Origin of the sequence: Marivirga tractuosa (assembly GCF_042140215.1) — a bacterium.
Classification (GTDB): Bacteria; Bacteroidota; Bacteroidia; order Cytophagales; family Cyclobacteriaceae; genus Marivirga; species Marivirga tractuosa_A.
In genome coordinates, this window is record NZ_CP159478.1 from 311,978 (window position 1) to 330,828 (window position 18,851).

At 35.0% G+C, this 18,851-nt stretch carries 17 protein-coding genes; 11 read left to right on the plus strand and 6 right to left on the minus strand.

Annotation, left to right across the window (positions count from 1 at the left end; translation table 11 throughout):
* Positions 1 to 27 precede the first annotated feature (27 nt).
* From ABWH96_RS01320 to ABWH96_RS01335, 4 genes are all read right to left on the minus strand, one after another.
* Positions 28 to 1,080, minus strand: a complete 1,053-nt coding sequence (locus tag ABWH96_RS01320; protein WP_375579746.1) for an imelysin family protein — start codon at positions 1,078 to 1,080, stop codon at positions 28 to 30.
* Between the two features lies 1 nt (position 1,081).
* The gene (locus ABWH96_RS01325) at positions 1,082 to 2,470 is read right to left on the minus strand and encodes a di-heme oxidoredictase family protein (protein ID WP_375579747.1); all 1,389 of its coding nucleotides are present in this window, start codon (positions 2,468 to 2,470) and stop codon (positions 1,082 to 1,084) included.
* Positions 2,471 to 2,486: 16 nt separating this feature from the next.
* Positions 2,487 to 3,647 (minus strand): imelysin family protein, encoded by a 1,161-nt coding sequence (locus tag ABWH96_RS01330; RefSeq protein WP_375579748.1) that lies wholly within the window; start codon positions 3,645 to 3,647, stop codon positions 2,487 to 2,489.
* An 85-nt stretch (positions 3,648 to 3,732) separates the two neighbouring features.
* Positions 3,733 to 4,689 (minus strand): hypothetical protein, encoded by a 957-nt coding sequence (locus tag ABWH96_RS01335; protein ID WP_375579749.1) that lies wholly within the window; start codon positions 4,687 to 4,689, stop codon positions 3,733 to 3,735.
* A 32-nt stretch (positions 4,690 to 4,721) separates the two neighbouring features.
* Between ABWH96_RS01335 and ABWH96_RS01340 the strand changes: the two genes are divergently transcribed.
* Together ABWH96_RS01340 and ABWH96_RS01345 are read left to right on the plus strand one after the other, a co-directional pair.
* Positions 4,722 to 5,045, plus strand: coding sequence for a 2Fe-2S iron-sulfur cluster-binding protein (locus ABWH96_RS01340; protein WP_375579750.1), 324 nt, complete (start codon positions 4,722 to 4,724; stop codon positions 5,043 to 5,045).
* A gap of 123 nt (positions 5,046 to 5,168) precedes the next feature.
* A complete protein-coding gene (locus ABWH96_RS01345) occupies positions 5,169 to 5,747 on the plus strand; it encodes a thymidine kinase (RefSeq protein WP_375579751.1) in 579 nt (192 codons plus the stop codon).
* Here ABWH96_RS01345 and ABWH96_RS01350 read toward each other — a convergent pair.
* Both ABWH96_RS01350 and ABWH96_RS01355 read right to left on the minus strand, forming a co-directional pair.
* Positions 5,734 to 6,486 carry a hypothetical protein gene (locus ABWH96_RS01350; protein WP_375579752.1) on the minus strand — a complete coding sequence of 251 codons (753 nt, stop codon included), beginning with the start codon at positions 6,484 to 6,486 and terminating at the stop codon, positions 5,734 to 5,736. The genes ABWH96_RS01345 and ABWH96_RS01350 overlap by 14 nt on opposite strands.
* A gap of 11 nt (positions 6,487 to 6,497) precedes the next feature.
* A complete protein-coding gene (locus tag ABWH96_RS01355) occupies positions 6,498 to 6,926 on the minus strand; it encodes a beta-ketoacyl synthase N-terminal-like domain-containing protein (RefSeq protein ID WP_375579753.1) in 429 nt (142 codons plus the stop codon).
* A gap of 187 nt (positions 6,927 to 7,113) precedes the next feature.
* On the opposite strand from ABWH96_RS01355, the gene ABWH96_RS01360 reads away from it, so the two are divergent.
* The 9 genes from ABWH96_RS01360 to ABWH96_RS01400 all read left to right on the plus strand — a co-directional run bounded on the left by ABWH96_RS01360 (position 7,114) and on the right by ABWH96_RS01400 (position 18,752).
* A complete protein-coding gene (locus tag ABWH96_RS01360) occupies positions 7,114 to 7,350 on the plus strand; it encodes a hypothetical protein (protein WP_375579754.1) in 237 nt (78 codons plus the stop codon).
* Positions 7,332 to 7,646, plus strand: coding sequence for a type II toxin-antitoxin system RelE/ParE family toxin (locus ABWH96_RS01365; RefSeq protein WP_375579755.1), 315 nt, complete (start codon positions 7,332 to 7,334; stop codon positions 7,644 to 7,646). Before ABWH96_RS01360 ends, ABWH96_RS01365 begins: the two co-directional genes overlap by 19 nt.
* Positions 7,647 to 7,671: 25 nt before the next feature.
* Positions 7,672 to 7,809, plus strand: coding sequence for a hypothetical protein (locus ABWH96_RS01370; RefSeq protein ID WP_375579756.1), 138 nt, complete (start codon positions 7,672 to 7,674; stop codon positions 7,807 to 7,809).
* Between the two features lie 155 nt (positions 7,810 to 7,964).
* The gene (locus ABWH96_RS01375; protein WP_375579757.1) at positions 7,965 to 12,455 is read left to right on the plus strand and encodes a translocation/assembly module TamB domain-containing protein; all 4,491 of its coding nucleotides are present in this window, start codon (positions 7,965 to 7,967) and stop codon (positions 12,453 to 12,455) included.
* Positions 12,430 to 12,909 (plus strand): translocation/assembly module TamB domain-containing protein, encoded by a 480-nt coding sequence (locus ABWH96_RS01380; protein WP_375579758.1) that lies wholly within the window; start codon positions 12,430 to 12,432, stop codon positions 12,907 to 12,909. Before ABWH96_RS01375 ends, ABWH96_RS01380 begins: the two co-directional genes overlap by 26 nt.
* Entirely contained in the window at positions 12,876 to 15,215 is a 2,340-nt protein-coding gene (locus ABWH96_RS01385) for a BamA/TamA family outer membrane protein (protein ID WP_375579759.1), read from the plus strand. The genes ABWH96_RS01380 and ABWH96_RS01385 overlap by 34 nt, the downstream gene beginning before the upstream one ends.
* A gap of 194 nt (positions 15,216 to 15,409) precedes the next feature.
* Positions 15,410 to 16,387: an NAD(P)H-quinone oxidoreductase gene (locus ABWH96_RS01390; protein WP_375579760.1), complete on the plus strand. Its 978-nt coding sequence runs from the start codon at positions 15,410 to 15,412 to the stop codon at positions 16,385 to 16,387.
* 122 nt (positions 16,388 to 16,509) lie between these two features.
* Positions 16,510 to 17,418 (plus strand): mechanosensitive ion channel family protein, encoded by a 909-nt coding sequence (locus ABWH96_RS01395; protein WP_375579761.1) that lies wholly within the window; start codon positions 16,510 to 16,512, stop codon positions 17,416 to 17,418.
* On the plus strand, positions 17,415 to 18,752 hold the full coding sequence (locus ABWH96_RS01400; RefSeq protein WP_375579762.1) for a DUF2254 domain-containing protein: 1,338 nt from the start codon (positions 17,415 to 17,417) through the stop codon (positions 18,750 to 18,752). Before ABWH96_RS01395 ends, ABWH96_RS01400 begins: the two co-directional genes overlap by 4 nt.
* Positions 18,753 to 18,851 lie beyond the last annotated feature (99 nt).

The following is an 18,851-nucleotide window of genomic DNA, read 5'->3' on the forward strand; positions in this document are numbered from 1 at the left end:
CATAGGATGCAGGTTTTGACTCGCTAATTAATCTCCATCACTATCACTAAATGTAGTAATTAACCCTAATTGACCCATTAGATCAGTTTTAAAAAGAATGCTTAGGTTAATTACTTCCAGATAAATCTGATCTAATTTTTCTGAATCTTCTTGGATTAGATTAATTAAATTATGTTTTTCATGATCGGTCAATTCAATTAACAAGTCAAATTGTGAATTGATTTTGAAGCTTAAGAGCTTGCCTTCATCGTCTTTGATATCCAGGGCATTTAAATAATCATCAACTCCTTTACCTTCTCCACCATTAAATGACTTTTGCATTGCTCTTAGATTTGCTTGAATTAGGGATAATGAAATATTAGCATATGGTGATTCAATGGCAATAAGATTTTTATCCTCTTCTGCAATTATTCCTGAAGGCATCCCAACCTTGACATTCTTAATTTTTTCAACCGTTTCTATCCATTGATTGCTTAAAAGCGTCATGCTTGCATTTATATCGTTACCTGGCTTGCGAATAAAAGACTTTGCATAATTGGAGGTCCAATGATTTAGTAATTCCTCGTTCAAGTTTACTAGATTTCTGCTTATCATTTTAGCAAAAGAAATCTTTGTTGAATCGAGACCTGTTTTTTTTGAAAATAATAAGTACTCTATGGCTGCTAATCCCCTCGAATTACTGCCTATTTGATTTATAAAGTCATCTTCTCCGTTAAATTGTAATAATGATTTGTTGAGAATGGAGGTGTCAATTGGGAAATAATGAAAGTTGTTTTCAATAAGTAACTCATCGATCGGGCCAAAATGATAAGGAATAGTCTCAGCCCAGGTAATGGAAGCATTTTTCCATAGCTCTCGGACATTTTTTAAAAGATTATCTTCATTTTCTTGCTTTAGTAAGCTTATGGAGGAATCTAATGAAATGAAAGATTTAAGGCTACTTTCATAAGCTGGAATTGCCAAATTTTTAGCAATATTTTCCAACATGGGCTTTTTGTCAAAATCAGTATTTCGATCCGTATTGGTACAGGCAGACAAAATGATAAAGCTTAGGAAGACTATTATTTTAATGTTTTGCATATTATAAAGAGTTTACAAAGGCTATTAAATTCACCCTTTCATTTTTTGATAAAGCTTTAAATTGATTTTTACTATTTTCAGCTTCTCCACCATGCCATAATATTGCTTCCTCCACATTTCTTGCTCTACCGTCATGCATTAAGGTGGTATGTCCATTTACTGTTTTTACCAAGCCAATTCCCCATAGAGGCGGAGTTTTCCATTCCATTCTTGTGGCATTACCATCGGGCCTGTTGTCCGCCAAACCTTTTCCCATATCGTGCAAAAGCAAATCGGTATAGGGATAAATACTTTGATTATTAAAAGCTGGAATATCTTTATGTTCAGCAGTAACAAAAGAAGGGTTGTGGCAAGCGCTGCATCCAATTTCGGAAAATAATTGCTCACCCTTAATTATGTTCTTGTTGTCGGTATTTCTTCTTTTAGGCACGGCTAATACTTGTGAATATAGCGTAACCCGATCTAAAATATCATCGGAGATTTCAGGTTGTCCTCCGGTTTCCGCATCAATAAATTTTGCCTGAATTGTGGTTTCGTTTTCATCCATAAATAAAGAACTACTTAGCCCCATATCACCCTGAAAAGCAGCGGCTACTTGTTGTTTTACATTGGGTTCATTAGCTTTCCACCCGAATCTCCCTAATTCCAGATTTTTAGAAACCACATTGTTTACATAATTAGGTCTTCCAGAAATTCCATCTTTATTTTTATCTTCAGGGTCGGCTAGGGCAAGGATATCCTTTTCATCTATAGCTTCCAGTAGTCCCAAACCAATAATGTGAGGAGCCACTCTTGGAGAAACCATAACATCTTGCTGCATTTTTCCATAGTTCAGATTAGTGAAACTATAAATGGGTTTTCTCAAAGTATAAGTTTCTCCATCAGGAAATTCCCTATTGATTTCTTCATATTCTATTTTTACTTCACCTTCTTCTTTTACCCCCAAAATAGCAAGGTGATTAAATTGGTTTCCGTAAGTGGGTTCTGCTTTTGTAGTATTGGTTTCTGAAGGTATACTTAGCCTAAAAAGCAGTGCAGAAGATTGTCCTTTTTCAAAACCAGGTTCTCCTTTTCCGTCCAAAAAATGACAGCTCGAACATGATTTGGCATTAAAAAGTGCTCCCAATCCATCTAGATCGGCTGTTGAAGAAGGAGCTGTAACCCAATTTCTTTTGAAAAAGGCATTACCAGTCACAAACTGCATTTGTTTATCATCAGAAATATTAGGCGCAGCATGACCAAAGGCATTCACTGAAAAGTCATCAGTAGTAGCATCACCCCCTGGATAAAGAGCGGACTCGCTCACCGCTTCATAAGTTTGTATATTGTCACAGGAATTCAATATGATCAGAATTCCGAAAAGGAAGGTAATTGAAAATATAGAGCGCATTGCTAAGGATTAATTTTCAGATAGCTTCAGGGTCAAATTTAAATCCAAATTTACTGGCAGATGCAGCCAGTAAATCGCCTTGTTTTCTAAATAAGCTAATTGTTTTAACAATTTGTTTTCTACCCTTTTCATTTTTTATTTGTTGATCGAAAGGGGCTTCAATCTTTTTGCTTTCAGCAAGTCCGCTAGCAATGATTTGCTTTAACTCTTCCGCCAAAGGCTCGTCTTGTTGCTTTACTAAATCATAAATAGAAGGGCCACTAATAGTACTATCGTTTCTGAAGGTTTTGTATTTACCTAAATATACATTTTGAATTCCCCTTGCATTGGCTAGGATATCTCTATGAGTATTATCGCTAAAACAAGAATGCTCATCTTCCTTTGACCTTAAATCATAAGCTACAAACATTCTTTCTCCTGCTAATTCACCTTTGCTTAATTTACCTAAACCAGAAATAATTTTCTCTATTGATTGGTCAGGATTTGTTGTAAATCCACCTCTATAATTTTGCTGATTTGGTTCCCATTCTTTTAACACTGATTTTAAATCACTTATAAGCAAATTGCTAGTTTCCAGTAAGTATTTTTTTCTTCTCTCCGCATTTTCTGCACTAGATTTTTCTCCCTCAATATAATCCGTAAATTTTCTTTCTCCAGCTCCCGGACCCTCGCTCAAATCCTGACCCCAAAGTAAAAATTCTATAGCATGATAACCTGAGCTTACATTAGTTTCACTCCCTTTCTCATTCATAGAAGCAATTAAATCAACTGTTATTTCAGGAAAAGTTTCAAGACTATTTATGATGTTAGCGTTGTTGTTTTCTGAGGCAACATAATCAATATAGGCTTCATCTAAGGGCCAAGCGTTCAACTGTCCTTCGGGACCATTTTCACCATCAATCGGTCCACCGTAAAAACGGAATGCTTCCGTTTGGCCATAACTTTCTCTAGCCAAGAGCCATGCCTTTTTAGTTTTTTCAAACCCTGCTTGAGTGGTGTTTTCGGTAAAATGCTTTATTTCCTCTCTCAATGCCAAAGCATGTTCATGTGCATCCAGATAGTTTGCATAAACTATGTTGGCATAGTTTTCTACTACCTCTTTTTTAGAAATTTCTTCCTTTGTGCTACAAGAAAATAAAACTAGTACCAGGATGACTACGGAAATCGCGCTCTTCATTTTATTTAGATTTATTAAACATAATGCAAAAGTAATACAGAATGTTTTGAAAAGAAATGAAGTTTAAAAGAATGTTGAAAGCTCTTTATGCTCCAAACCTCTTCTCCACTAATTCCATAAATTCCTGCACTTCCTCAGTTTCCATATCCCAATCGTATTTATCAGCAAAGGATTTTTTGACATGGGAGGAGGCTTCCTTATAATTATCCATGCCATCTATTTGCTCCACAGCAGAAAGAAATTGATTTTGATTGCCTTCGAATAATTCATTGACAAACATAAACCGTTGGTTGAGGGTCAGCATTTTCATAATGCTTTTCCCACCACTTTTAGCAAGTTTATCAGCAAGGGTTTGTTTGTCCTTGCTTTGTAGAGAGTCATTTAGCATACCGCCTTCTACTTTTTCTTCTTCCAGATAAATATCTGCAAGCGAAAGTGGCAATGTTTTGGAGAATTCAGCTAAAAGCGGCTGAATATCGGCTGGTTGTTCATCCGAATTGCTGCAAACTTCATTAAACATCTCAAAAGCCGTATCATTAAAAACTACATCTTCTTTATGCGACTCGAAATGATCAATCAATCCGTCCAATAGAAAATCATTGAATTTGATATATTTTTTCAAATCTTTTAAATCAGATAATCGCAATCGGCTGTCATCCCTTTGGTTAATTTCCTTTGAATAGAAATCATAGGGAGAGAAAGCCAACAAAACGCTATCTTTGATAGATTCCTTTAATAAAGGTTCGAAATGTTCTTTTTTAACATAAATATGACGGGAGAGCGTATTCATGAAATCTTTCATGGCTTTTTTCACCTCATCACTATGGTAGTCGAAATAAGGGCTTTGCAATTTTGCGTTTTCCTTTTTCCATTTTCTGAAAAGGTTTTTGAGCACCATCAAATTAATTTGTTTGTTTGGGCTCAGCTCTAAAATTTCTTTTCCGCTGATGTGAGATGAATTACTGAAGAATGATTGACTCAGTTGTTTTGCCAATGCTTTGCTGTAAGCATCAATTGCCTGATGATTTAATTTGCTCTCCATTGTTTAATTTACTTTTTTTGCAATTTATTCTTATGCCTGAAATTGAGATTACCAACCTTTATGAACGCAAGATAATCACTAATAGCACAGAAAAAAGAGCGTTAGAGATTATACACGAAAACTTTATCGATTGGATGCATGCCTGCGGAAAAAAAGGAAGATGCACCACTTGTAAAATGATAGTGGAGGAGGGAATAGAAAATTTAGGTGAACTTACATCTGCAGAAGAAAGGTTTAGAAATCAGAAACGATTGGCGGATAATGAAAGATTGGCGTGTCAGGCAGTAGTTTTAGGAGATATAAAAATAAAAGTAGCGGAACGAAATAAGTTTCCGCATATGGAGTATTCGGATTGAATGGATTAGCATATTAAACCTGTCAGGTTTCCGGTAGAATTAGAATATTGAGATTGCACAATTGCTGTGTAATATAAAATCACAAACCTGACAGGTTTTAGGTATAAAATATATAATTGAAAAATGTTTGTAGAACCACATATAGGAAGAGAAGAAGGCGGGAAAGGCAAGGGATGGATAGAACTGATTTGTGGTTCTATGTTTAGCGGAAAAACCGAGGAATTAATCCGAAGGCTTAATCGTGCACTAATTGCAAAACAAAAGATAGAGATCTTCAAACCTAAAATTGATACACGCTATGATGAAACTGAAGTAGTTTCGCATAACAAAACTAAAATCCGCTCAACTCCGGTTGATTTCGCAGAAGATATTTTATTGTTCTCTGGAAATTCAGAAGTAGTAGGCATAGATGAAGCCCAATTTTTTGATGCGGAAATTGTTAATGTAGTAAATACTTTAGCAGATCAAGGCAAAAGAGTTATCATAGCAGGCTTGGATATGGATTTCAGTGGAAAAGCATTTGGCTCTATGCCTGAATTGATGGCAACTGCAGAATATGTAACTAAAGTCCACGCCATATGCGTAAAATGTGGAGGTATTGCCTCCTACTCCTACCGCCTAAGTGAAGAAAAACAAAAGGTAATGCTGGGAGAAAAAGATAAGTATGAGCCTAGATGTAGGAAGTGTTTTAACGCCCCCTAACTTCCAAAACAGAAACGGCATTGCTCGTGCCAGAACCCCCAATATTAACCACTAAACCAGTCTGGGCATCTTTTATTTGATGTCCCCAAGCTTCTTGCATCAATTGTTTGTAGATGTAAGCATGCATTCCAACTCCTGTTGCTCCGATGGGGTGACCTTTCGCTTTGAGCCCACCCGATAAATTTACAGGCAATACTCCATCAGCATAGACTTTACCACTTTCCAAGGCTTCAAACTCTCGACCTGCAGGCGCTATTCCCATAGCACTGTACAAAAGTAATTCTGTAATAGTAAAGCAATCATGTACTTCGGCCAGGCTGATATCTTCGATTTTTAGACCAGCTCCTTTTAAGGCTTTATCCACCGCAAAAGCCGCACCTTCTAGAAAATGGTCAGATTTATTCTTTCCGAAACTATCCAAATAATCAGCTGCGCTATAGAAACTTTTGATGGCAACAGATTTCCCACTACTTAAACTGGCATCTTCCAGCACTAAAGCCGCAGAACCATCAGAAACTAAGGAGCAATCATGTAATCTAAGTGGCTGATATATCATCGGATTCTTTTCATCAGGCAATGAAAGTATATCTTCTGCTGATTTAGGCTTTTGAAGCTGAGCTAATGGATTTTCCGCAGCATTGGTATAAGCTTTAGCAGAGATTTGAGCTAACCAAGGACGGAGTTGTTCTTCAGTATAATTGTATTTTTTCATCCAGCCTTTAGCCAAATCTGCAAACATGCAGGGAGCCGTTACCGATTTACTACCTTCTTCGGCCAGTAAGTAGCCAGCGCTAAAGCTTCCGTGACTCCAGCTATATCCAAATCCGTCATTTTCTCTAATCCGACCACTAAAACACGTTTCATCATGCCTGATTTTATTGCCATAATCGCCATGTGAATAGCAGAAGAACCGGATGAACAAGCTGTTTCGGTTCTATACATCGGTTTGTGGCGCAATTCAGGAATAGCATTTACGCCATAGGAAGCGATATTTTCCTGCCTATTGAAAGCTCCTCCACTGTAATTTCCTACAAATACTCCATCAATAGCTTTTGCTTCAATTTCTGCATCTTGCAAAGCTCCTTTTACTGCTTTTTCATAAAGCGTATATAAAGTCTCGCCTTCTAATTTGCCAAATGAAGAATGATAAGCTCCGATTATATTTACCCCTAAATCCATTTTCTTTTGTTTTAGGTCAAGTTAGTAAAAGTGTCTTAAAAATGTCCGATAGATTAATTTTTTAGGAAAAGGAATTTATGATAAAGCGATACTGTTTTAGAATAGCTTAAGGAAATCAGAGGCAAAAAGATTTGATTATGAAAATCCATTAATAATTAGCATTTTTATAAATGAAATGAGCAAGGAAATGGCAACAGTAAAACAGATAAAAAGCGGATTGATTGATAAAATTCATTCGATTAAGGATAGAGAAGTTTTAGAAGCGCTTCAGAATTTTATTAATGTCAAAGAATCTGAATTTGAGGTACTGACTGACGAGCAAAAAGCAATGTTGAAAATGAGTGATCAGGATGTAAAAGAAGGAAATTTAATCTCTCAAGAGGAAATGATGAAAAGAAATCTTGAATGGCTCAACGCAAAGTAATTTGGACAAAAACAGCTGATATTCAATTTATAGGGATTTTAGAATACTGGGTAAACAGAAATAAATCTAACACTTACTCAAAGAAACTTATAAGTTTAGTGTCTCAAAAAACCAAACTGATTGCTGAAAGCCCATACATTTATAAACCAACTGATTATAAAGATATTAGAGTTGCTTCACTAGAGAATTTCAGTCTGTATTATTCAGTCACTGAAAAACATATAATTATTTATGCATTTTGGGATAATCGACAGGACCCTAGAAAATTATTGAAAATATTAGAAAGCAAAGGTTAATTAAACTACAATTAAAAGAATAGAAATGGAAAAATCTGAAGAAACCGCAATTCAAGACTACCCCCTTGAAATAGTTGATATATTGAATATGTCAGATTCTGAAAAACTAGAAGATTGTATTGAGCATACAACTTCCAGAGATAGCCTGAATGGAAAATACTGAGCAACTTTATTGGAAAAATCTCTTAGCTATTCCAATTTTCCTCCAACCACTTACCTATAAACCCAAATTTATATTTCCCCAATAAAATCCAATCCACCACTCTTCCGTTAGGATATAGCTGAGGTTGTCACTAAAATTGTGCTTTAGAAATTAATTTGAAGAAAACAGGCAAAATCATATTATATATTTTAGGGAGCATTTTATTGCTCTTAGTAATCTTTATACTTTCCTTAAGATTGCCTGTTGTACAACAAAAAATCACCAATTATGCCACCAATTTTGTAAGCGAGAAAACGCAGACCAAATTTGAAATAGATCGCCTTTATATCACTTTCCTTGGAGCAGCGCAGATTGAAGGGCTTTATGCGGAAGATAGCAATCAAGATACCTTAATTTATGCCAATTCCATTTTAGCAGATGTGGCCTGGAAACCACTTTTAGATGGAAATGTGGATGTGAAAAACTTAGAACTAATAGGAATTAAAGGAGCAGTCCATAATAATTCAGCAGATAGCAGTTACAATTTTCAATTTTTGATTGATGCTTTTGCAAATGCTGATTCTACCAGCATTGAAAAAGAAACCGATACTACTTCCGCCACTACCATTAATGTACGCCATATCCTTTTGGAAAATATTGACTTAAACTTTCAGGATATCAGTGTGGAAATGAAAACCAATCTAAAACTGGATGAACTGGAGCTTTCATTTGATACCTTTGATTTGGACAGCTTACATTTTGATGTTGAAGAATTAGTCCTTCAAAATGTGAAAGCAAATTATTCGCAAGGTTTAGCTTTCCCTCCTTCAGAAGAAGACACCACCGAAAGCACTTTACCCAAAATTCAAGTCCAAAAGCTAAGCTTAAACGAAATTGATTTAAAATACGAAACCCTTTTTGACAGTCTTCAAATGTCTTCGCTTATCAATTTATTGGATATTCGAAATGCCAAAGTGGATTTAACCAAAAATGAAATTGAACTGGATAAATTTGATAATAAAATCAGCCATTTTAGAATGCGATTACCAATATCATCGGATTCCACTCAAGAAGAAAGCAATAGTAATCCTGCTCCTTTTGTATTTCCAAAATATACAATAAAGCTCAACACTTTCAATTTTGATTTAACTGATTTGAACATAAAATCAACGGGAAAAATTAAAGAAACAAAAGGTTTCAATCCTGATAATTTGCAGTTTCAGGACATCAAACTCAATTTGAAAAATGCTAAATATCTAGCTGAGGATTTAGGCATAGAAAATTTAAGATTCTCTGCTAGAGACAGCAAAAATTTTGAATTAAAAGAACTAAGTGGTGGAGTAAATTTCAATGCCAATTCAGCTTCTTTGGAGAATTTAAAAGTAGAAACCAAAAACTCAATTTTGCAAACTGATGCAAGCATTGATTTTGCTTCTTTCGATTCATTATTTGTCGGGAGCTTTTATAAATCACAATTCAAGTTGGATTTAAAATTGCCTACTACTTTGAATATTACAGACGCTTTCTATTTTTCACCTGAGCTGAAAAAAGACAGCAGTCTAATGGCACTTTCAAAACATCCTGCCAAGCTTTATGGAAAGATCAAAGGAGATGACAAAGATATTAACTTACAACAATTTCGTCTTTTGTATGGAAATAAAACCTCAGTAGCCTTAAATGCTAATCTCAAAAACTGGCAAGACGGAGAAAATCTAATGGCTTCTTTTGAAAGCTTAGAGCTAAAAAGTAATGTTTCTGATTTTCCATATTTCATGCCGAAAGATTATCCAGATTATTATCCACAAAAAGTGAATTTAAGTGGAAAAGGTAATTATAATAACGGAAAAATAATAGCCAATATATCTGCTAAACTAGACGATATTAGTCGAGTAAAAGTCAAAGGAAATTTCGATTCCAACCAGCCCGAAAGCTATCAAGCTGATATAAGGTTAACGGATTTGGAATTAGCTAGATGGTTGCAAGACAGTCTTAATTTCAACACCGCTAATATTGACATTGCCATAAATGGAAAAGGTTTAAAGCCTTCTGAAATGGATACCAAAGCAGAAGTTAGTATTCGAAATTTCAGCTATATGGCGAATGAGTTTGATTCAATCAATATGACTGCTTCTTTGGTAAAAAATCAGCTGGAATTCAGCAGTAATTATTCAGATTCCATAGCGGATTTTGATTTAGACGCATCTGGAAATATTGATTCCCTTCATCAAAAAATCAATTTGAAAGCTGATATTAAACAACTCGATTTATTGGCGCTCAATATTTCAGATAGTGCCGTTTGGGCATCTTCCAAAGCTGCAGTAAACTACGAAATGGACAGTCTCCATCAATCTTTTAGTGCAAGGCTGACAGAAACCAATTTGACCAGTCCGACTGAAAGTATATCATTCACACCTTTAGATTTAAAAGCTTATAATTCTGATGATAGTGCAAGTGTTAAATTGAATTGGGAGAATATTGCTTTCGACCTTAACATGAACCATCCATTTGATGGATTAGCGATTGCTGATTTGGATGCTTCTAAACTGCAAAAGGCAAAACTTTTTAAAGTAGACACAACAGATAATCCAATGCGGCTTACTTTTTCACTTCAAGCAGATGAAAGCCAAAGCCTGATGACTTTCCTTCCTGTTGACATAAGTTTCGAACCAATCAGTGCCAAGGGAGATTACAATAGTGCTGAAGAATTGGTAAATTTTCATCTTGATATACCACAATTTCATTTTCAAGATATCGATTTGGATAGCCTGAGTTTGAGTGTCAACAATTCAGAAGATGAATTCCACATTAATACTAAATTTCAAAGAATTACTTCTGGTGATTTGAATATTTACCCTACTAAATTGAGAGCTGATATTACTCCAGAGAAAGCACTATTTAATTTATTTGTTGAAGATGCCGAAGCCGACAGCTTATTCCATGTAGATGCCATTTCTGAAAGAAAACAGGACTCGTTATTTTGGTCACTTAAGCCTGAAAATTTAATATTAAATGGGAAACCCTGGAATATGCATCCTGAAAACAGGCTTTACATCGATACTGCCAATATTCAGATTGAAAACATGGTTTTTGAACGAAATAAGCAGCTTTTTGAAATAAAAACAGCTTTGGAAGATAATATTAATTCTCTCCAACTGAATTTTGAAAACTTTAGAATTGAGAATTTCTTTGCCATCATCAATGCAGAGGAAAGCCTTGTAAAGGGAATTATAAAAGGTGGAATAGTATTGGAAAACCTAGAAAACCTAATGGCTTTTTCTGCATCACTTAAAATTGACAGCTTAAGTATTTATAATGAGGAGGTTGGCAACCTTAGTTTAGATGCTGAACAAGAATCTGAAAATCGCTATAAATTTAGTTTGGCTTCTAAAGGTGAAGTAAGCTTAAGAAGTAATGGATGGTTTGATAATAATCCTGAAATCCCTGAGTTTGATTTTGAACTGGATATGGATAGCGTTTCCTTACCTTTTTTGACTACTTTTTCAGAAGGCTTGATTAAAGAAGCTAGTGGTAATTTGGCAGGTCATTTTAATTTCAGTGGAAACACAGAAGATTTCGTTTATGATGGGAGATTGAATTTTCAGGATGCTTCCCTTTTCTTTCCGTATTTAAATTTGGCTTATAAATTACCGGATGAAGTAATCAATTTGAAAAATGAGGAAATTAAGCTGAATAATTTCACGCTTTTGGATGAGCAGCAAAGCAAAATGCAACTGAATGGGAAAGTAACTACCCAAGACTTGCTCAATCCAAGGTTTGACTTAAGGTTAACTGCTGATAATTTTCAATTGTTAAACACCACTAAAGATAATAGTGATTTATTTTTCGGGAAGGCATTTTTCAATGCAGATATTGATCTGAAGGGAAGTCTGAACCAACCAAGAGTGCAGGCAAAAGTAGGGTTAAATGAAAATACGGATTTGGTTTATATTATTCCTGAATCACAGGTGGATGTAGTAGAGCAAGAAGGAATTGTTTATTTCAAAAAGCCTTATGAAGCCTCTGATACTATTCCTTCATCAGAGTCAGAACTACAAAGAAGTGCTGATATTGACGGAATGGAAATGAATGCCATTATCAATACAGATAAGAATGCCAATTTTAAAGTGATAGTGGATGAAAAGAGAGGAGATTATTTAACCGTTTCGGGTGATACAGATTTGAATTTTATCTTGAGGAAAAATGGGGCTATCAGTTTAAATGGTAATGTAGAAGTAAATAAAGGTTATTATCAATTAAGCTTATATGATTTAGTCAAACGCAAATTTGAAATTCAATCTGGTTCAAGAATAAGTTGGTCTGGAGACCCTTATGAAGCCACTATGGATATTACAGCTTTATACAAAACAGAAGCACCCGTGAATACCTTAATGGAAGACCAAATTTCTTCCGCTTCTTCATCAGTGAAAACCCAATACCGACAAAAACTTCCTTTTTACGTTCAGCTTTTTGTAGGTGGTGATTTGAGTAAACCTGAAATCTCTTTCGGTTTGGATATGCCTGAAACAAGCCGTGGAGCCTTGGGTGGCAATATTTACCAACAAGTGCAATCCATTAATTCCAATGAAACTCGGTTGAATAAGCAAGTTTTTTCTTTATTGGTATTGAATCAATTTTTCCCTAGTGGAAGTAGTAGTGGAGGTGCCTAATTCTGAATCGATTGCTAGAAACAGTGCAAGCCAGATTTTAAGTAATCAACTGAATAAACTGAGTAGCCAATATGTGAAAGGCGTAAACCTAAATTTAGACTTAAATTCTTATGAAGATTACCAAAGCGGAACAGCGGAAGATAGAACTCAACTTGATGTAAGCCTAAGTAAAAATTTATTCAATGACCGCTTTAGAGTGGAAGTGGGCAGCCAAGTTGATTTGGAAGGACAACAAAGAACTCAGCAAGAAGCCACTGATATCATCGGAAACATAATGGTGGAATATTTATTAACTGAAGATGGACGCTATAAACTTCGCGGCTACAGAAAAAATGAATATGAAGGATTAATTGATGGGCAAGTGGTAGTTACCGGTATTGCCATTCAATTCAGTAAAGAGTTTGAAAAGTTCAATGAGCTTTGGCAAAAACCAGAAGAAGAGGACGAAGAGTGAGAAAGATTTTTGTACATATCGCATTGATTAGCTTTTTAGGAGTGCTTTTTTATTCCTGCAATACCACTAAAAATTTGCAGGAAGGAGAGAGATTATATGAGGGTGGAAAGCTCAAGCTAAAAGAAATGGAAAGTTCTAAATATAAAAAAGAATTAGAACGCGATTTAGAAGAAGTTAATAAGCCGAAGCCAAATGAAAAACTTGCCGGTATGCGCTTAGGCTTATGGGCAAGTCAAAAAGTAAATAAAGAAAAAGCAGGGTTTTATGCCAAATGGGTAAATAAAAGGATAGGAGAAGAGGCAGTTTTGCTTGATCAAGTCAATATCAATACTGTACAAAAGCTAATGAAAAACCGAATGGAAAATTTAGGTTATTTCAATAGTAAGATTAAGTATGAAGTGGTTGAAAAGAAAAAGACAGGCTATGTGGAATATGAAATAAATCCAGGCAACAGATTGCATATTGATTCTATTCATTACCAAAAAGTAGGTGAACAAAAGGTAGACAGTCTTATTTTATATTATTTGGAAGAAGAAACTCCAATTAAAGAAAACGAGCCTTTTTCCCTACAAAAACTTAAAGATACGAGAAAAGACATTTCTGATTTTCTTAAAAAGCAAGGCTATTACTATTTCACATCAAACAATTTGATTTTTGAGGCAGATACATTGAGCACCGAAGAGCAGAATGAAGCTATAATGGAACTTCGAATAAAGGACAATGCCTCTGAGCTTGTGTTGGTTCCTTTTGAAATTAAAGAAATTCATGTGTTCCCTAAATATTCACTAGATACTTCTGAAGGAGGTAAAAGTGCAGATACTACACTTTTGAATGATGTGGAATTTATTCAATCAGAGGAGTTTTTTCGCTCGGACCGACTTTATCCTTATTTGTTTATAAAGGAAGGAGAGCTCTACAGTCCTGAAAAGGAACGATACACGAACAAAAGGTTAAACTCCTTGAAAACTTATCGCTTTGTCAACATTCGATACCATGAAGATAGTCTGCTGGAAAATGGCATAGGGCAATTAACGGCTAATATTTACTTATCACCCCTGAGCAAACGTTCCTTCAGTTCTGAACTACAAGCAGTGAGTAAATCCAATAACTTTGTGGGTCCGAATTTGAATTTTGAATATTTAAATAGAAACCTATTCAAAGGTGGAGAAGCTCTAAGGTTATCAAGCAAGATTGGCTATGAAGCGCAGCTTAATAGCGGTGATATAGAGACTGGTTTAAATAGTATTGAAACAGGAGTTGCAGCAGAATTAATAATTCCTAGAATGGTAACCCCATTTCCGATAGAGGAAAAATTCCGGTATTCTATTCCGAAAACCAAATTCAAACTATCTTATGATTTGCTTAATCGCTCTCAGTGGTTTAACCTCAATTCCTTTTTAGCGGTTTATGGTTTTGAATGGAATCCTAATATTTTTGTCACCCACAACCTAAATCCTGTTTCCATCAATTATATTGATATAGGAAATGAAAGTGATGCTTTTTTAGAATTATTGGAAGGAAACCCATTTTTAGCTCGAAGTTTTGAACAACAGTTTATCCCGGGCATGTCTTACAGTTTTCAGTGGAGTCAGCTTGTGAGGAATATTAAAAGTAATCGCTTTTACTTCTCCTTTAATGCAGATTTTGCAGGAAATGCTTTGGCTCTAGCACAAAATATTGGAGGTGTGAGAGGAGATAACAAAAAATTCTGGGGACAAAGTTATGCACAGTTTTCCCGCTTCGATTTTGACCTACGTAATTATCAAAATATAGGAAAAGAAAGCCGATTGGTCAGTCGAGTTTTTGCTGGTATTGGGTTGCCTTATGGCAATTCAGTTAGTTTACCATATTCAAAGCAATATTTTTCTGGAGGTCCCAACTCAGTTCGGGCTTTTCGTATCAGAAGTTTGGGGCCAGGTAATTATCAAACAGAAGATATAACAGACGGAACCAGCTTTTTTGACCAGGCAGGAGATATAAAAATAGAAGCTAATCTGGAATATCGTTTCCCGCTTGTTTCCTTCTTGAAAGGGGCTGTTTTCACAGATGCAGGAAATGTATGGCTTCGTAATGAAGACGGAAGAAATGGTAAATTCACCTCTAATTGGATTAATGAAGTGGCAATAGGCTCTGGTATTGGACTAAGAGTAGACATTGAATTTTTTGTAATCCGTTTGGATGTAGCCACACCAATTCGAAAGCCAGGTCCTGATGGATTCTTCTGGCAAGATAATTTTGAATTTGGTAACAAAAGCTGGAGACAAAAGAATATTAATTGGAATTTCGGGATAGGGTATCCTTTCTAAAGCCCCTAACCCCCAAGGGGGGAATTGTTTAGCAGATAATTGTTAATTTCTGCTAAACAAGGTCATTATCGCAGATCCAGAAATAGAGTGAAAAAATTAGAAATAAAATTGAAATATATTGTGAGTTATCATTGTACTCTATTCTTATTACATTTACTTAAAACCTAAAACTTACGACCTAAAACTAAAAAAATATGCAAGCAATCATAATCAAAAAACCAGGCGGTCCAAAAGTACTCCAATTAGAAAAAAGAGACAGCCCAAAAGTTAAGGCAAATGAAGTTTTAATTGAGGTAAAAGCTGCTGGTGTTAACAGGCCCGATGTGTTCCAAAGAATGGGTGGTTATCCAGCTCCCGAAGGTGCTCCTGATGATATCCCAGGATTGGAAGTGGCTGGAGTTATAAAGGAAGTTGGAAATGATGTGACGCAATGGAAAGTTGGCGATAAGGTTTGTGCTTTGGTGGCAGGCGGAGGCTATGCATCAGAAGTTACCGCCCCGGCAGTACAGTGTTTACCAATTCCCAACGGACTGAGTTTTGTAGAAGGCGCATCCTTACCTGAAACATTTTTCACGGTTTGGTCAAATGTGTTTGACAGAGGTAATTTTCAAAAAGGCGAAAGCTTTTTAGTGCATGGCGGTACTTCTGGCATTGGCGTAACGGCTATTCAAATGGTGAAAAGCATGGGTGGGAAAATTTTTACTACAGCAGGAACCCAAGAAAAATGTGATTATGCAATTAAACTGGGAGCTGATCTTGCTATCAATTATAAAGAGCAAGATTTTGAAAAATACATAAAAGAAAAAAAAGAAGGGGTAGATGTGATTTTGGATATGGTGGGTGGTGATTATACCGCTAAAAATATTAACATCTTAAATCCTGAGGGCAGATTGGTGATTATCAATGCTATGAAAAATGCGGAATCCACCATAAATATGAAAAAAGTGATGGTGAAAAGATTGACTATTACTGGTTCTACTTTAAGAGCTCGCTCTCCGGAATTTAAAGGAGCTATTGCTGAAAATCTTAAAAAGCATATATGGCCTAAAATTGAGACAGAAGAGATCAAACCTGTTATTTATAAAATATTTCCTCTGGCAGAAGCTTCTAAAGCCCATGAATTAATGGAAAGCAGTGAACATATTGGAAAGATAATTCTTAGTCTTGAATAGAGCTTTACATAGATAACTCAGACTTCTCAATAACATCATTTTTGGTTTTTACGATTTGAGCAGTTTTATATTTTTAAAAGGTTTATGTAGCTTTTACCTTTTAAGCTCGTTACTGTAATCAAATGAAAGAAAGATTTATCTCCACTTTTCAGTCCTATTGGGAAAACATCCTTGAAAAAACCCCCGAAATCACCCTAGCTTTCGCACTATTGTTGATTTTTATTTTTATTGGGGTATTTATTAGAAGGTTAATAGAAAACCGTTTGAAGAAAAAAGTTCAGGATAGAATACTTTTGGTTTTCATTGGCAGGGCAGTTTTACTCATATTTTCAATCATAGGCATAGTGGTTTTCTTAAATCAGGTGGGCTTGGGAAATGCTGCTGGAGGTCTGCTTGCCGGGGCAGGAGTCTCAGCTTTGATTTTAGGATTTGCCTTTAAAGATTTGGGAGAAAATTTTCTTGCTGGCTTCTTTTTAGCATTTAGCAGACCTTTTAGCGGTGGGGATATTATTGAGGTGAATTCTTTGGTTGGCAAAGTGAAAGAAATGACACTTCGAAATACCCACATTCGTACTTTTGATGGACGTGATATTTACGTTCCCAATGCTTTATTAATAAAAAATCCGTTGACTAATTATACAAAAGACGGCTTGATGCGTCATGAGTTTATAATTGGTATGGATTATAATATTAACATTAGTGAAGCAATCAAGCTTATCCTAAGCACTCTGAATTCACAGGAAAATATTACTTCTGCAAAAGGTTTAGAGCCCTTTGTAATCATAGAGAAATTTGCTTCAAGCACCATTAACCTCAAGATTCTCTTCTGGATTAATACTCAGGATTTTCTTGGCTCAATCTACGGGCTAAAAAGTAAGGTGATGCAAGAAGTTGTAGAAGCACTTATTGCAAATGGTTTTGGTATGCCGGCTGATATCTTTGAATTGAAAATTTATCAGGAAGACAATCCAATACCTATTAATATCAAAAATTTTGATTCATTTACAGGTTCTAATAAAAATAAATCATGAAAAAATGGATAGCAGATTTGCAAAAGCTATATCTAAAAGTAATTAATAGTATAGCATTTTATCCAACTTTGTTATCAATAGTATTTCTCGTTCTTTCATTAATTATTATTCACGTAGAGTACTCTGAATATCTGATCGACCTTAAAAAAGAATTATCAATCTCATTAGTTAACAATTCAGATAATGCCAGACTAATTCTGGGAACAATAGTCGGGAGCATTATTTCTTTAATGGTTTTTAGTTTTTCGATGGTTATGGTTGTTTTGAACAGAGCAACTGCCACATTATCACCAAGAGTACTTCCAGGTCTGATTTCCAACCGTTTTCACCAAATGGTTTTGGGCGTATATTTAGGAACTATCATTTTTAGTTTATTGCTGATCGTTAATATTGATGCTCCCGATAGAGAATTTCAAGTACCTTCTTTGGGAATCCTAATCAGTATGATTCTATCCTTCATTTGTTTAGGCCTATTTGTGTATTTTATCCATTCTATTTCAGAAAAAATTCAAGTAGATAATATTTTGAATGATCTGAAAAAAAGTACTTATAAAGCCATACAAGAATCAAATATTGCGGAAGAGGATAGTGAGAATCAGAATTCTTCTAGTGTTCAAAATTCAAATTTTAATAATTGGTATAAGCAAAAAGCCTCTAAATCAGGATTTTTAAAGAGGATTTCTTTTAAAAGTTTAAAGGATTTTTGTATTGAATATGGTGTAAAGGTTAAAATGGAAATTCAAACGGGCACTTATCTGGTTGAGCATTATCCTTTTGCACTTACTGACAAAGAATTAGATGATGAACAAAATCAAGCACTTTTAGCTTGCTTTACACTTTATACTGAAGAGCATATTAGCGATCATTTTTCATTTGGATTTGGTCAAATATCAGAAATAGCCGTGAAAGCTTTGAGCCCTGGAATAAATGATCCGGGAACGGCAATAAGAGCAATAGATTTATTGGCCAAATTATTTATTCAACTCATGTTGATAAGGCAACAAGTCTTTATAAAAGATGAGGATGGAAATATCTGTGTTTATTTAATGCCAATTACATTTGAAGATATTCTCTTTCAAAACTTTACCCCAATAAGAAATTATGGACAACAAGATGTAAAGGTAATGTTACAGCTTTTAGCAAGTTTGGAAAAGATGCTTGAAGTCGATGATGAGAGGAAATTATATTATAAAGAAATCTATAATTTTACCTTTAGCACAATTAATTCTTGTGAAAGTAAATTTGCAAACAAACTAGATCGAGAACAGCTTAACAAAATGATTTATAAAATCAATTTGAAGTTTGCAGCCCAACAACAATTTGAGCTTCTTTAACCGAACAACACTTGCATCTTAAAAATCTAAATAGTTATTTAATTTAGTAGGCTAACATCAGTAAATTTTTTTAAAATTCGAAACTTGTACACTAGCCAA